Here is a 14,221-nt window from a genome sequence, read left to right as displayed (position 1 = left end):
GGGATTCGACGGGCACGGCGCTTACCACGCATCGATGAATCCGCGGCGCTCCCGGCGTCCGCGCAACTCGGCCGAGGCAATGCCCTGTGCGATCCACTTCCGTGTCTGCGAGGGATCGATCACCGCATCGATCTCGACCGCGGCCGCGGTGTTGATCGCATGGCCGCGCTCGTAGGACTGGGCCACCAGCCTGTCGAACAGCGCCTTGCGCTCGGGGCCATCCGGCACGGCCTCGAGCTCCTTCTTGAAGCCCAGCCTGACCGCGCCCTCGAGACCCATCGGCCCGAATTCGCCGGTCGGCCACGACACGGTAAAGCTTGCCGAGCGGAAGCCACCGCCCGCCATGGCCATCGCGCCCAGGCCGTAGCCCTTGCGCAGCGTCACCGCCAGCAGCGCGACACGCAACTTGGCCGCCGTCAGGAACATGCGCGACACGTGCCGCACCTGGGCCCGGGCCTCGCATTCCGGACCCACCATGAAACCCGGGGTGTCGATCAGCGAGATGATCGGCAGCCCGTGCGCATCGCACAGCTGCATGAAGCGCGATGCCTTGTCCGCGGCGTCCGCATCGATGGCGCCGCCAAGGTGATACGGGTTATTGGCCATGATGCCGACGGGCTGGCCTTCCACGCGGGCCAGCGCGGTGTGGATGCCCGCGCCGAAGCCGGCGCGCAGCATCAGCACGCTGCCGGCGTCGGCGAGGCCCTCGATGGCCTTGCGGGTGTCGTACACGCGCAGCCGGTTCTCGGGCACGACATGACGCAACGCCAGCGCTTCCGGCGCGCTCCAGTGCGTCACGCGCCCCTGGAACATGGACAGGTAGTGCTTCGCCGCCTGCACGGCTTGGGCCTCGTTGTCGACCAGGATATCGACCACGCCGTTGGCAACCTGCACCGATGCGGGACCGACTTCCTCCGGGCGGAAGATGCCGAGGCCGCCGCCTTCGATCATGGCCGGTCCCGCCATACCGATATTGGCTGACTTGTCGGCAATGATGACGTCGCAGCAGCCGAGGAAGGCCGCGTTGCCGGCAAAGCAGCGCCCCGAGACGATGCCCACCACCGGCACATTGCCGCTCAGCTCGGCAAAGGCAGCGAACGACGGCTGGTACAGCCCGGACACCGAAGGGAAATCCACGTCCCCGGGCCGGCCGCCACCGCCTTCGCCGAACAGCACCAGGGGCAGCTCGTCGCGCAGCGCCACCTCGACGATGCGGTCGGTCTTGATGTGGTTGCGCTTGCCCTGCGTGCCGGCCATCACCGTGGCGTCGTAGGCCATCACCGCGCTGCGTGCCCGCTCCTTGCCGACCAGTTCGCCGTTGATGTTGCCGATGCCGGTGATCAGGCCATCGGCGGGAGTGTTGACGATCAGGTCCTGCTGGCTGCGGCGCGACGCCTGCGCGGCGAGCGCGAGCGCGCCGTACTCGACGAAGGAATCCGGATCGCACAGGTCGGCGACGTTTTCGCGTGCGGTGCGCTGACCGCGCGTGCGGCGCCGGGCGACGGCATCGGGGCGCGCGGCGTCATCCAGGTAGGCATGCCGGTCCAGCACGCGCTGCAGGTCCGCGCGGATCGCATCGGGGTCGGCCTGCTGCGCGGCGGCCACGGCGATGCCATCGGCCTGGAGCTGCTCCAGCACGATCAGCACCTGGTTTTCCGAGGCCAACGCGCCCGGCTCCAGGCGCAGGTCGACCACGCGCCCGCCGCATTCGGCGACGATGGCGTGCTCCATCTTCATGGCGTCGAGCACCGCAACCGTCTGGCCGGGCTTGACGACTTCGTCCAGCGCGACGCCAAGCTCCACCACCCTGCCCGTCAGCGGCGCACGGACAGCCACCAGGCCCTCGCCGATTTCCGCTTCCGGATCGGCGGGGCGCGGCGCCAGCGCCTGCGAAGGAAGGGTCGCGCCGCCCAGCAAGGCTTCGTGCGCGCGTCCGGCCTGCGCAATGGCCTCCGCCGCTGCGGTCAGCTCCTGCGCGATCGCCTCGAAGTGCCGGGTATGGACGTCCTGCGCGAGGAAATCGGCACGCTGCACCAGCGCGCGCAGGAGGTTGAGGTTGGTCGGCACGCCGGCGATGCGGAACTCCGCCAGGCTGCGCTGCAGGCGCCGCACAGCCGCGTCGAACTTCGGCGCTGCGCTGGTGACGATCAGCTTGGCCAGCAGGGTGTCGAAATTGGGCGACGGTTCATAGCCGGTGTAGCCATGGGAATCGACTCGAACGTCCGGGCCCGAAGGCGGGTCGAAGCGCTCCAGGCGGCCGTGTGCGGGACGCGCCAGGCCTTGCGCATCGGTCATTTCGGCGTTGATGCGCACCTGGATGGCATATCCGCGGGCTTGCGGCGGCGCAGCGGGATCCAGGCCGAGATCGGACAGCGTCTGCCCCGCGGCGATCCCGATCTGCAGCGCGACCAGGTCGACGCCGGTGACCTGCTCGGTGATGGTGTGCTCGACCTGCAAGCGCGGATTGGCTTCAATGAAGACAAAGTCCTTCTGCTCACCGGATTCGGTTTCCTCGACCAGGAACTCGAACGTGCCCAGGCTCTGGTAGTTGACGCGGCGCGCCAGCCTGAGCGCCGCCTTGATGATCTGCTCGCGCAGCTGCGGCTTCAGTACCGGGCTGGGCGCGATCTCGACCAGTTTCTGAAAGCGGCGCTGCAGGGTGCAGTCGCGTTCGCCGAGGGCAATCACGTGTGTGCCGTCGCCGGCGATCTGCACTTCGATATGGCGCGCACGCGCAACCAGCCGCTCGGCGTAGACGGCATCGATGCCAAAAGCCGAGCTGGCCTCGGAACGGCAGCGCGCATACGCTTCGGCCAGGTCTTCGCGCCGTCGTACCACGCGCATGCCGCGGCCGCCGCCACCGCCGACCGCCTTGATCACCACGCCCGCGCCGGCTTGCTGGTCGAAGAAGCTGGCGATTTCCTCCAGCGACGCCGCGCCGCGCGTCGCTGGCATGACCGGCACGTCGCTGTCGGCCGCCAGTTCAAGCGCCCGCCCCTTGTCGCCGAACAGCGCGAGCTGCTCGACGGTGGGGCCGATAAAACGGATGCCGGCGTCGTGGCACGCTTGGGCAAAGTCTGCCCGTTCGCTGAGGAAGCCATAGCCCGGATGGATCGCATCGCAGCCGGCTGCTTTCGCCGCGGCGACGATGCCTGCCATCTCGAGGTACGCCGCCGGCCCGGCGCCGTCGAGGGCAACGGCCTCGTCCGCCAGGATCCGGTGCAGCGCGCCCTGGTCGTCGTGCGAATAGACCGAGACGGTCCCGATCTCGAGATCGCGTGCGGCGCGCAGCACGCGTAGTGCGATCTCCCCTCGATTGGCGATCAACAGCTTCTTCAATGCAGTCTCCTCTCTGTAATTCGATGTCGGCGGCGTGCCCGTGATGCCTGGCCTCGCCGTTCAGGGCCGGATGCCAAAGCGGCTGATTCCCGCCTCACGCAGCGGCGCCGCCAGGTTGGCGAACTCGCACAGCAGCGTGCGGGTGTCGCGCGGGTCGATGATGTCCTCGATGACGAAGGCTTCCGCGCTGCGGAACGGCGACGTCAGGCTGCGCACGCGCAGCTCGATCTCGGCGCGCTTCTGCACCGGATCGTCGGCGCCTTCGATCTCGGCCTTGTAGGCGACGTCCAGGCCGCCTTCGAGCGGCAATGCACCCCAGTTGGCGGAGGGCCAGGCATAGCGGAAACTGAAGCGACCCATGTGCTGGTGGGCGGCCGCCGACACGCCATAGGCGCGGCGCAGGATCACCGAGCACCACGGCACGGTGGCCTGGTAGAGCGCTGACAGCGCGCGCACGCCATAGCGCATGATCCCGGCTCTTTCGGCCTCCAGGCCGACCTGGAACCCGGCCGTATCGACCAGGTTGACCAGCGGCAGATGGAAGGCCTGGGCCATGTCGACGAAGCGCGTGAATTTCTCGGCGCTGTCGCTGTCCCAGCTGCCGCCATGGAAGGACGGGTCGCTTGCGATCACCGCCACCGGCCAGCCATCCAGGCGTGCCAGCGCGGTGATGACGGCGCAGCCCCAGTGCCTGCCGATCTCAAAGCAGGAATCGGCATCCACCAGGGCCTGCAAGATCGGACGGATCTTGTAATCCACTCGGCTGTCGCGTGGAATCGCCGACAGCAGCCATTCATCGCGGCGCGCGGCATCGTCCTCGGGCGCGCTGCGCGGCGGCAGTTCAAAGACGGAGGGCGGCAGATAGGACAGGAACCGGCGCGCGCGCGCGAAGGCCTCCTGCTCGGTGCCGACCTCATCGTCGACCACGCCGTTGCGGGTGTGGATCTGGCTGCCGCCCAGCTCGTTTTTGCTCAGGGCCTCGCCCACGCGGGCCACGACCGACGGCGGTCCCTCGCTGAACAGTTGCGAGGTTTCCTTGACCATCACCGAATAGTGGCTGGCGGCCACGCGCGCCGCGCCCATGCCCGCCACCGAGCCCAACGCCAGCGACACCACCGGCACCACCGACATGTTCTCCACCACGTGTTGCCAGACCTTCATGGTCGGGATCAGGGTATGGCCCTTGATCTCGATATTGCGCACCGATCCGCCGCCGCCGGTACCGTCGACCAGCCGGATCATCGGCAGCCGCAGGTCATGCGCCATCTTCTCGGCGTGAACCAGCTTGTCCCCCACGGCGCCCTCGTTGGCACCGCCGCGCACGGTGAAATCGTCGCCCACCAGGACCGCCGGCCGGCCGCCGACCTGCGCACGGCCCATCACCAGGTTCGATGGAACCAGGTCCACCAGCCGCCCGTTGCTGTCGTAGCGGCCGCTACCGGTCAGGCCCCCGACCTCCTGGAACGAGCCGGGGTCCGCCAGGGCGTCGATCCGCTCACGCACCGTCAGCTTGCCGGCTGCCTTATGGCGCTCCACCTTGCCTTCGCCCCCCATCCGGGCGGCGAGCCGACGACGGTGGGCCAGTTCATCGATTTCAGGCTGCCAGCTCACGGCCTTCTCCTGTGTCTTTGTGCGATACATGTATTGCCAACATCTCGCAGGAGCCGTGCCAGCCTGCCACAACGTAGTTATGCATTGATTTCATTGAATAATTTCTTGGTCGCCATTACGATGTCTCCAATGACTACACGATGTGTCCACAGAGAAGGCACGCACGGAGACACGAAATGTCCTCAGTGACGACATACGACGCAGACAAATTCGCGCTTGGCGTGCTCGTCTGTGCGCGCAACGGGGCCCGCGAAGCGGCACTCGGCGCCTGTACCGACCCCGCCATCGCCGACGCGGCGTTCGCTGCATCCGCGCGCGCCGGCGCACCCGGTTCGGCACGCAGGCTGTTTCCCGTCGACGCAGCCGACCGGCGATTCATCGGCCTGTCCCTGGACGACGGCGACCGCCAGCTGATCGTTCTGCATCGCGCCGATACCCAGGCCGTGCTGCTCGACTTCCTCGTCGCGGTGCCCTTCGCCGGCGCGATCCTGGATTACTTCCTGAACGACCCGTACCAGGCGATCACCGTGGTCGACAAGGTGGGACGGGTGCGCTTCATCAGTCCCGTCCATGAGAAATTCCTGGGACTCGACACCGGCGCCGGCATCGGCCGTCCGGCGGCCGAAGTCATCCCCAATTCGCGGCTGCCGCAGGTGGTGGCCAGCGGGAAGGCCGAGATCGGCCAATTGCAGCAGCTTGATGGTGCCACCCGTGTGGTCAACCGCATGCCGATCCGCCAGGACGGCGAGGTGGTGGGCGCCATCGGGCAGGTCATGTTCAAGGGGCCAGAGGCGCTTGTTCGCATGCACAAGGAACTGGTTGACTTGCGCTCCGAGGTGGCGCGCTACCAGCGCGAGGTCGATGGTCTTCGCCACGGCCTGCACGAACGGCAACCGACGTTCGGCCTGATCGGCGAAAGCGCGCCGATGCAGCGCCTGCGCCGGGAAATCCAGACCGTGGCCCGCCTTGACGTGCCGGTGCTGATCCTGGGCGAAAGCGGCACGGGCAAGGAGCTGGTAGCCCGAGCGATCCACAGCGCCGGCGCCGAGCCGGCCAGCGCGCGCCCGCTGGTCAGCCTGAACCTCGCGGCCCTGCCCGCCACACTGATCGAGTCGGAGTTGTTCGGCCACGCGCCCGGCGCCTTCACCGGGAGCCAGCGCCAGGGACAGGCGGGCAAGCTCGAACTGGCGGCGGGCGGCACGGTCTTTCTCGACGAGGTCGCCGACATCCCGCTGGAAATGCAGGTCAAGCTGTTGCGCGTGCTGGAAGACCACATGGTCGAGCGCCTTGGCAGCCGCCGCGCGCAGCGGGTCGACTTTCGCCTGGTCACCGCCACCAACCGCGACATTCCGGAACTGATCGACGCCGGGCGTTTTCGCCTTGACCTGTACTACCGGCTCAGCGGCGTGGTGCTGCGCATCCCCGCGCTCAGCCAGCGGCGCGAGGACATTCCAGCGCTGCTGCAGCATTTCGTCGACGCCTTCTGCACGCGCAACGCCATGCCGGCGCCAGGCATCGACCACGAGGTAGCGCGTTACCTCGCCGGCCAGCCATGGCCCGGCAATGTGCGCCAGCTGCGCCAGCGCATCGAGGAGGCACTGGTGTTCTGCGATGGCAGGACGCTGCGCGTGGCGGATTTTGCGCGCGGCGAGTCGGCGCGCGGGCTATCGGGACTGCAAAGCCAGCCCGCAATGCATGCGCCCGAAGATGCGTATCCATACGAGACAGCCGCGACGGAAGACATACAATCCCCCACTCCCGCACACCGCTCACCTGCCGAGCCCGCCGCGGACATGCGGGAGCTGGCCCATGCCGCGGTGATGGATGCCGTTGCGCGCCACGGTGGCAACAAGAAACGCGCGGCCGAGCAACTGGGGATCTCCCGCTCGCATCTGTACAAAATCCTGGAGCGCGGGCCGCACGGGTTGCGATTGAAATAGGGACGCCGCTCCGCTCAGGTCAGCTTGGCAGCGCTACATACTCGCCGAGGTAAGCCCCCGCTTCGCATATTTGGATTCCAAAGAAAATGTCCTGACAAGGCCACGGGTGGCGCAAGGCGTAAGATGCGCGGGACCACAAATTTCATAAGTCTTCACACGTAGCAAGCAATCCTGGTTTCTCATTCCAGACTCCGTGGCGCAATTCGAGACCTATCCCGCGGACCCAGAGATGCTGATTTCTCTGTGGCGGCAAGCAAGCAGTAGTGGCGCGGGCGACTAGAGCCTGCTTCTACGACCAGATGCTCTCCGCAAGCACGCCAGGAACCACTGCGCCAGTGCCGGCACTGGCCGCTGCGGATTGAACAGGATGTGGCTCTCGAAGGCGATGACCGGCTCGAACGGAATTGCCTTGACACCCGCCGGCTTTAGGCTGCGCACCACCAGCGGGTTGACCACGCTGACCCCCAACCCCATGCCCACCATCGTGCAAATGGTGGCCGCGTATGGGGTCTCAAGCGTCAGCACGCGCCGGTCTGCCGGCTCGAACGCGGCGTCGACCGTGGTGCGGGTGCCGTCGCCATGGGTCAGCGAGATAAAGCGCTCGCCATCGAGGTCGCTGGCGTGGAGGCGGCGCTTGCGCGCCAGCCGGTGCGTTGCCGGCACGATGCATACGCCGTCCTCGCGGCGCAGCAACTCGCTGCGGATGCCGGTGGTCTCGGCCATGTAAGACACCAGCCCGATATCGCAGAAGCGCGCCGCGGTCCATTTGGCCACCGTGGGCGAATCATTGGTATGGACGGCGATCGGCACGTCCGGATAGCGCTCCCGGAAGGCCAGGATTGCCTGCGGCATCACGCTCATCGCGATCGACGGCACGGTGCCGATGCGCAGCGTGCCCACGCCGGATTCACGGATCGACCGGGCCGATGCGCGCAGGCTGTCGAGGCCGACGAAGGATCGCTCCACGTCGAGAAACAAGGCTTCGGCCTCGTCCGTCGGCGCGAGCCGGTTGCCAACGCGCTCGAACAGCCGGAAGCCCGCCTCTTGTTCCAGTTGCCCGATCACGCGGCTGATGTTGGGCTGCGAGGTATGTAGCTGTGCGGCGGCTTCGGTCATCGAGCGCGTCAGCATGACGGCCCGGAATGCTTCGATCTGCTTGTAGTTCATGGCTGGCGACGGTTGGGGTCAGCGGGCTTGCGCCCAGCATATCAAATCCGTATAGGCAAAGCCAAATTACTGATTTGACGATATATGCAGCGGATTTCCATACTGGCTCCATCGTTTCGGAGATCACACAGCATGGAATCCAAAGTCAGCCGACGCCTGACCCAGCCCACCGCCGCCGAGGTATGCGAGCACATCTACCTGCCGCGCCTGATGCGCGAATTCGGCAGCGGCTTTCGCTACCTGACCGATATCAACCAGGCCCACCTGCTGATGCTGCATGGCACCGGGCTGATCCCGGCGGACGTGGCCGCGGTGCTGGCGCTGTCACTGCTGCGCATCGAAGCCGAGGGTCCTGGCGCGGTGCAGCTGGATCCTGCGCGCGAGGACGCCTACTTCAACTACGAAGCGCACCTGATGCAGATGGCCGGTGCCGACGCTGGCGGCAGGTTGCATGTCGCGCGCAGCCGCAACGACATCCTGGCCACCCATGACCGGCTGCGTGCACGCGACCTGGCGCTGGATATCCTGGAAGCGATGCTGGCGGTGCGCACGGTGGCACTGGAGCAGGCCGACGCACATGCCGCGGTGGTGATGCCCGGCTATACGCACTTGCAGGCCGCTCAGCCGATCACCTATGGCTACTACCTCGCCGGCTTTGCCGAGTCGCTCGGCCGCGATATCGCGCGCATGGAGCAGGCGCTGGCGCGCCTGGATGCCTGCCCGCTCGGCGCCGGCGCGCTGGCCGGCACCGCGTTTGCGATCGACCGCGCGGCGACGGCGCAGTGGCTGGGATTCTCCACCCATGCGCCGAATTCGCTCGACGCCGTGGCTTCGCGCGACTTTGCCTGGGAAATGCTGGCGGCGATCACCGTGGCTGCGGTGAGCTGGGGCCGCGTGGCGCAGGACCTGTACGTCTGGGCCACGCCCGAGTTCGGCCTGATCGACTTCCCGGACAGCATCGCGGGCACTTCCAGCATCATGCCGCAGAAGAAGAACCCGGTCGTGCTGGAATACCTGAAGGGCAAGGGCGGCCACATGATCGGCCTGCTGACCGGTGCGCTGGCGGCGCTCAAGACCAGCCATTTCACGCACTCGGGCGACGGCAACCGCGAGAGCATGCGCGGCTTCTGGGAGGCCGGCGAGGAATGCCTGCGCTGCCTGGCGCTGCTGCGGCTGGTGATCGCCAACGCCACGCCACAGCGCGCCGGCATGCTGGCGCGCGCGCGCCGCGATTTCTCCACCGCGACCGACCTCGCCGATACGCTGGTGCGCGAGGCCGGCATGTCGTTTCGCCAGGCGCATCACATCGTTGGTGCCGTGGTGCGCGACGCGCTGGATCAGCATTTGCCCGCCGACGAGATCAGCGCCGACATGATCGATGCCGCCGCGATGCGCGTCGCCGGCCGCGCGGCCGGACTGGATGCCGCGGCGGTCGCCCGCTGCCTTGATCCCGAACAAGGCGTCGCCGCGCGCATGGCCGCCGGCGGGCCGGCGCCGGTGCTGGTCCGCGACAACGTCGCCGTCCAGAGCGGCGCCACCCACCACGCGCGGGCCTGCCTTGACGCCACCCGGGCCCGCCTTGACGCCGCGCGCGCGGCGCTGAAGCGCTCGGTCAACCACCTCGCATCACAAAGCTGAGCCGCGCCGCACATCGCAGCCGGCATTGCCCTTATCCTTGTCCCACGGAGACCCTGCCCCCATGAAAACCATCGCACATGCCCTGGCTGCCACATGTCTGACGCTGGCGACGAGCCTCGCCATGGCCGGCCCCTACCCCGACAAACCCATCCGCATGGTGGTGCCCTTCCCGCCGGGCGGCACCACCGACCTGCTCGGCCGCGTCCTGGCCACCCGCTTGTCCGAAACCCTCGGCCAGCAGGTGGTGGTGGACAACCGGCCGGGCGCCGGCGGCACCATCGGCTCCGACCTCGTGGCCAAGTCGCCGGCCGATGGCTACACGCTGATGTTCGGCACGGTGGGCACGCAATCCATCAACGCGACCCTCTACAAGAAGCTGCCCTTCGATCCGCAGAAGGATTTCTCTCCGGTGGCATTATTCGCCGGCGTGCCCAACATCCTGGTGGTCAATCCGAACGTCCAGGCGAAGAACGTGCGCGAGCTTGTCGGCTACGCCCGGGCCAATCCCGGCAAGCTCAATATGGGCTCGGCCGGAAACGGCACCACCAACCATCTGTCGGGCGAGTTGTTCAAGTCGATGGCGGGCGTCGAGATCGTGCACGTGCCTTACAAGGGCAGCGGCCCGGCGATGGCCGACCTGCTAGCCAACCAGGTACAACTGATGTTCGACAACCTGCCGGGCTCGCTGCCGCATGTGAAGGCCGGCCGGCTGCGCGCACTGGCCGTGACCAGCGCCACGCGCTCGCCGGCACTGCCCGACGTGCCGACCATGGCCGAGGCCGGCATTGCGGGCTATGAGGCCGATGTCTGGTTCGGCGTGGTGGGTCCCCGCGGATTGCCGCCTGAGGTCTCCAGCCGCTTGTCGCAGGAAATCACCCGTATCGCGCAGGACAAGGCGATGCGGGACAAACTGGTGCAGGCCGGGGCCGCGCCGCTGACATCGACCCCGGAGCAGTTCTCGGTGCTGATCCGCCGCGATACGGACAAGTGGGCGAAGCTGGTGCGGGCGTCGGGGGCGAGTATTGACTGAGGGGGTGTCGGTGGCGGTACCGTGGCAGCGCTGGGACCCCTCCTGGTCTTCCGCCCCCGGGTAGCGCCATGCCGTATCGCGGTAGTCGAAGAACTTCGGCGCTGGCGCGCACCAGCGGCAGTGCCGCCGGCCATGGGGTTCGCCGCGATCGTCGTGCCCACGGGGCGCGTCTCCATGCGCTGACGGAGACCGGCTCAGTCGATCAGGAAATCCAGTCGGCCATCGGTCTTCGATGGCGACACCTCGACGATCTCGGCCCGCACTACATCCTCGATCACGAAGGGGTCGCGGCTCACCCGTTCCTCGAGTTCGCCTTGCGAGACGCCATGCGCCAGAATCGCGCCACCCGCTTGCGGCTGGATAGTGCCAGCCAGCAGGAACACACCGTCGTCGAAGCCACGTTGCAGCCAGTCCTTGTGTGCCTGCATCAGCCGGCCGGCCTGACCCCGTTCGGCGGAAAACCTGAGAAACACAATAAACATCAGATACCTCCCGTGAAATGATGGGTAAAGGTCAATCGCCCGACACCCGCGCCGCATCGGCCGCGATGCCATCGAGCCAGGCACACATGCGCTCGACTTCCTGCTGGACGAATCGTTTGTCGTGGAAGGCGTGGGCCAACACCGCAACGCCCTGGCTGAAAGCCAGCACGTGCATGGCCAGCGCGTCGGCGTCGGCCTTGCGCCCCAGCAGCGTGAACTGCCGGCGAAGCCAGGTTCGGAACAAGGTAAAGAGCTGGCTGGCTTGCGGCTGCGCGGGATGTCCGACCTTGGCCAGCTCGGTGCAAAGCGTGCCGACCGGACAACCGTGGCGCATGATGCTGGCCTGATTCGTGACCACGATGCGGATGAAGCTGCGGATACGCCCGAGCGGGCTGCTGCTTGCGGCGTCCCACGTTTCAAGCATCTGCCGGGTGCGGGCCGCGCGCGCGCCGATGACCGCATCCAGGATCGCGTCCTTGCTCTTGAAGTGATGGTAAAAATTGCCGCGCGAGATGCCGACGGCATCGGCAATGTCGGCAAACGAGGTGTGCTCGAAGCCCCGCTCGTAGAACAGCTTGTCGGCCTCCGCAACGATTCGGTCGCGTGTAGTTACATCAGTCATTGCTGCATTCCGGTCGGGCTTACTGCGGACGGTTAATACCTCCCTTGATTAGGACAGTCATCCTAATCCCGAATGATACTAGGACAATCGTCCTCGGCGGTCAATACAGAGGCGACCAACCGGCCGCGGTCTCAGTCGGCCAGTACCGCCATGTTTTACAATCTCGCCGGCTGCGCCTGAAACCCGCCCAGCGGCCGGTACGAAACCTGCTTGCGCGGACCAACGACATCGAGGAGCATGACCGAATGACAATCTGGCTGCATCAGCGGCAGCTTTGCCGCGCGCGGAGGCCCTGACATGGCGGGTTCAAGCTTGCTGGTATTGATCGACGACATCGCCACCATCCTGGACGATGTCGCCGTCATGAGCAAAATGGCGGCCAAGAAGACCGCTGGCGTGCTGGGCGATGACCTGGCGTTGAATGCGCAACAGGTCAGCGGCGTGAAGGCGGAGCGCGAGCTGCCCGTGGTATGGGCCGTCGCCATGGGGTCGATCCGCAACAAGGTGATCCTGGTGCCGGCGGCACTGGCGATCAGCGCCTGGGCCCCCTGGGCCGTGGTGCCGTTGCTGATGATCGGCGGTGCGTTTCTTTGCTACGAAGGCTTTGAAAAACTGGCACACCGGTTCCTGCACAGCAAGGCCGAGGATGCCGCACACCACGCGCGCGAAGTCCAGGCGGTGGCGGACCCGGCTGTCGACATGGTTGCCTTCGAGAAAGAGAAGATCAAGGGCGCGGTCCGCACCGACTTCATACTTTCGGCGGAAATCATTGTGATCTCGCTGGGCACCGTCGCCAACGCTCCCTTTGGCCAGCGACTCGCTGTCCTGTGCGCGATCGCGGTCATCATGACGGTCGGCGTCTATGGCCTCGTGGCCGGCATCGTCAAGCTCGATGATGCGGGCCTGTACCTGAGCAAGCAAGCATCGGCGGGACTCCGCTGGCTGGGGCAGGGCCTGCTCCGGCTGGCACCGCTGCTGATGAAGACCTTGTCGTTTGCCGGGACGGCGGCCATGTTCCTGGTGGGCGGCGGCATCCTGATGCACGGCATCCCGGCGATGCACCACGTGACCGAAGCCGCGGCGCTGGCGGCGGCAGGGGTGCCGGCAATCGGCGGTGTGCTCGCTGTGCTGGCGCCGGTGTTGCTGGACGGCATTGCCGGCATCGTCGCCGGCGGGCTGGTGCTGGCGGCGGTAAGCGTGGTGAAGGCCGGGATGCGGGCGTTGCGGCCTTCGGCACGCTAGGCGCGCCAAGGCACAGGAGGCCTGGCCCGCCCGGCGATATGGCCATGGCAACGGAGAGCACCGGGATGTTGCCCGACACTATCGCTGCAGAGCTCGACCCATGCCTGCGCCAATAATGGCTTGGAGCGAAAACGCCGTGGTGATGGAGCACGTGGCTTCAGCTGGCTCGCAAGGTGCCCGGCAGCGCCCTCGCAAGCGCTCTGCCGGCACCGAACGTCCAGTCGGATCGCGCCTTACGGGCAATTGCCCACTACGTAATATCCCGACGCGGTCTCTGCCAGCGTGGTGGTGTAGAACAGATTGTTCAGGCCCATACTCTGGTTCGAGCCATTCTATTTCCAGTTGAATCCGCCGCCACTGGCGCCGTTGATCACGTCGCCGGAGGCGGTCTGCTGGCAGCCGTGCAGCACCAGCACGAGTGCTCGCTTGCCGTTGGGCGTGGTCGGCTGGCTCGCCGGCCAGTAGAAGTAGCCGGTCAGGTTGCCGCCGTTGACGGTATCGGCCGCCCACGTCTGCTGGCTGCTCCAGGTTCCGGGGCCCGCGGTGGCCGCATGCAGCGAGAACGTCGCCAGCAGCGTGGTACACATGGCCAGCAGGGCCGCGCGACGGCGGCCCTGCGCAGATTGCATAGCAGGACACTGCATGGAAACGTCTCCTCGTCTTATAGTTCATTGGAAGCAAGGCGCGTCTGTCCATGAGTGCGGCGCACCCTGCGATATGGCACGAAACACGATGACAGCGATGGAACCCGGGTGCCCGGAGGGGGGGGAAGCCCGCCCCGCTACGGGCAACACCTTCGGGCGGGACCGGCTTTGAAATGCCGCTGCGGCGATTACTCCCGCTTGCGTTCGAAGCGCGCGGACAGCTCGCCCATCACGCCACGGCGGAAGCTCAGCACGCAGACAACGAAGATCGCTCCGATCACCATGGTGACGGACTCGCCGAGCGTATCGAACCAGCCCACCCCCGTCGCCGAGGCGAGGAAGGCGCCGATGTCGCCCAGCTTGTTCTCGAGCGCGACGATCACGATCGCACCGACGATCGGGCCCGACAACGTACCGAGGCCACCGACCAGCGTCATCAGGATCACCGAGCCCGACATCGACCAGTGCACATCGGTCAGGGTCTCGAAGCCCAGCACCAGCGCCTT

Annotated in this window: 9 protein-coding genes and 2 pseudogenes; 4 read left to right on the top strand and 7 right to left on the bottom strand. The window is 66.9% G+C overall.

The window, feature by feature from the left end:
• Positions 1–21 precede the first annotated feature (21 nt).
• Both FHX60_RS21460 and FHX60_RS21455 read right to left on the bottom strand, forming a co-directional pair.
• Entirely contained in the window at positions 22–3,339 is a 3,318-nt protein-coding gene (locus tag FHX60_RS21460; protein WP_183284555.1) for an acetyl-CoA carboxylase family protein, read from the bottom strand.
• 60 nt (positions 3,340–3,399) lie between these two features.
• The gene (locus FHX60_RS21455) at positions 3,400–4,950 is read right to left on the bottom strand and encodes an acyl-CoA carboxylase subunit beta (protein WP_183284554.1); all 1,551 of its coding nucleotides are present in this window, start codon (positions 4,948–4,950) and stop codon (positions 3,400–3,402) included.
• Positions 4,951–5,126: 176 nt separating this feature from the next.
• On the opposite strand from FHX60_RS21455, the gene FHX60_RS21450 reads away from it, so the two are divergent.
• Positions 5,127–6,890: a sigma-54 interaction domain-containing protein gene (locus FHX60_RS21450; RefSeq protein ID WP_183284553.1), complete on the top strand. Its 1,764-nt coding sequence runs from the start codon at positions 5,127–5,129 to the stop codon at positions 6,888–6,890.
• A gap of 276 nt (positions 6,891–7,166) precedes the next feature.
• On the opposite strand, the gene FHX60_RS21445 is transcribed toward FHX60_RS21450, so the two are convergent.
• Entirely contained in the window at positions 7,167–8,057 is an 891-nt protein-coding gene (locus FHX60_RS21445) for a LysR substrate-binding domain-containing protein (RefSeq protein ID WP_112776338.1), read from the bottom strand.
• Between the two features lie 132 nt (positions 8,058–8,189).
• On the opposite strand from FHX60_RS21445, the gene argH reads away from it, so the two are divergent.
• Together argH and FHX60_RS21435 are read left to right on the top strand one after the other, a co-directional pair.
• Positions 8,190–9,695 carry an argininosuccinate lyase gene (gene argH / locus FHX60_RS21440; RefSeq protein WP_183284552.1) on the top strand — a complete coding sequence of 502 codons (1,506 nt, stop codon included), beginning with the start codon at positions 8,190–8,192 and terminating at the stop codon, positions 9,693–9,695.
• A gap of 61 nt (positions 9,696–9,756) precedes the next feature.
• Positions 9,757–10,725, top strand: a complete 969-nt coding sequence (locus FHX60_RS21435; RefSeq protein ID WP_112776336.1) for a Bug family tripartite tricarboxylate transporter substrate binding protein — start codon at positions 9,757–9,759, stop codon at positions 10,723–10,725.
• A gap of 194 nt (positions 10,726–10,919) precedes the next feature.
• Here FHX60_RS21435 and FHX60_RS21430 read toward each other — a convergent pair whose 3' ends face one another.
• The gene (locus FHX60_RS21430) at positions 10,920–11,207 is read right to left on the bottom strand and encodes a YciI family protein (protein ID WP_092311147.1); all 288 of its coding nucleotides are present in this window, start codon (positions 11,205–11,207) and stop codon (positions 10,920–10,922) included.
• Positions 11,208–11,238: 31 nt separating this feature from the next.
• Positions 11,239–11,829, bottom strand: a complete 591-nt coding sequence (locus FHX60_RS21425) for a TetR/AcrR family transcriptional regulator (protein ID WP_183284551.1) — start codon at positions 11,827–11,829, stop codon at positions 11,239–11,241.
• A gap of 297 nt (positions 11,830–12,126) precedes the next feature.
• Here FHX60_RS21425 and FHX60_RS21420 point away from each other — a divergent pair, with 297 nt between their 5' ends.
• Complete coding sequence (locus tag FHX60_RS21420) at positions 12,127–13,071, top strand: DUF808 domain-containing protein (RefSeq protein WP_112776333.1); 945 nt, start codon at positions 12,127–12,129, stop codon at positions 13,069–13,071.
• Between the two features lie 335 nt (positions 13,072–13,406).
• Here FHX60_RS21420 and FHX60_RS21415 read toward each other — a convergent pair.
• Together FHX60_RS21415 and FHX60_RS21410 are read right to left on the bottom strand one after the other, a co-directional pair.
• Positions 13,407–13,700: pseudogene (locus FHX60_RS21415) on the bottom strand (extracellular catalytic domain type 1 short-chain-length polyhydroxyalkanoate depolymerase); the annotation flags it as partial.
• A 203-nt stretch (positions 13,701–13,903) separates the two neighbouring features.
• Positions 13,904–14,221 (bottom strand): annotated as a pseudogene (locus tag FHX60_RS21410) (branched-chain amino acid ABC transporter permease); the annotation flags it as partial.

Origin of the sequence: Cupriavidus alkaliphilus (assembly GCF_014191175.1) — a bacterium.
Lineage (GTDB): Bacteria > Pseudomonadota > Gammaproteobacteria > Burkholderiales > Burkholderiaceae > Cupriavidus > Cupriavidus alkaliphilus.
This window is presented reverse-complemented; position numbering and strand designations above follow the sequence as displayed.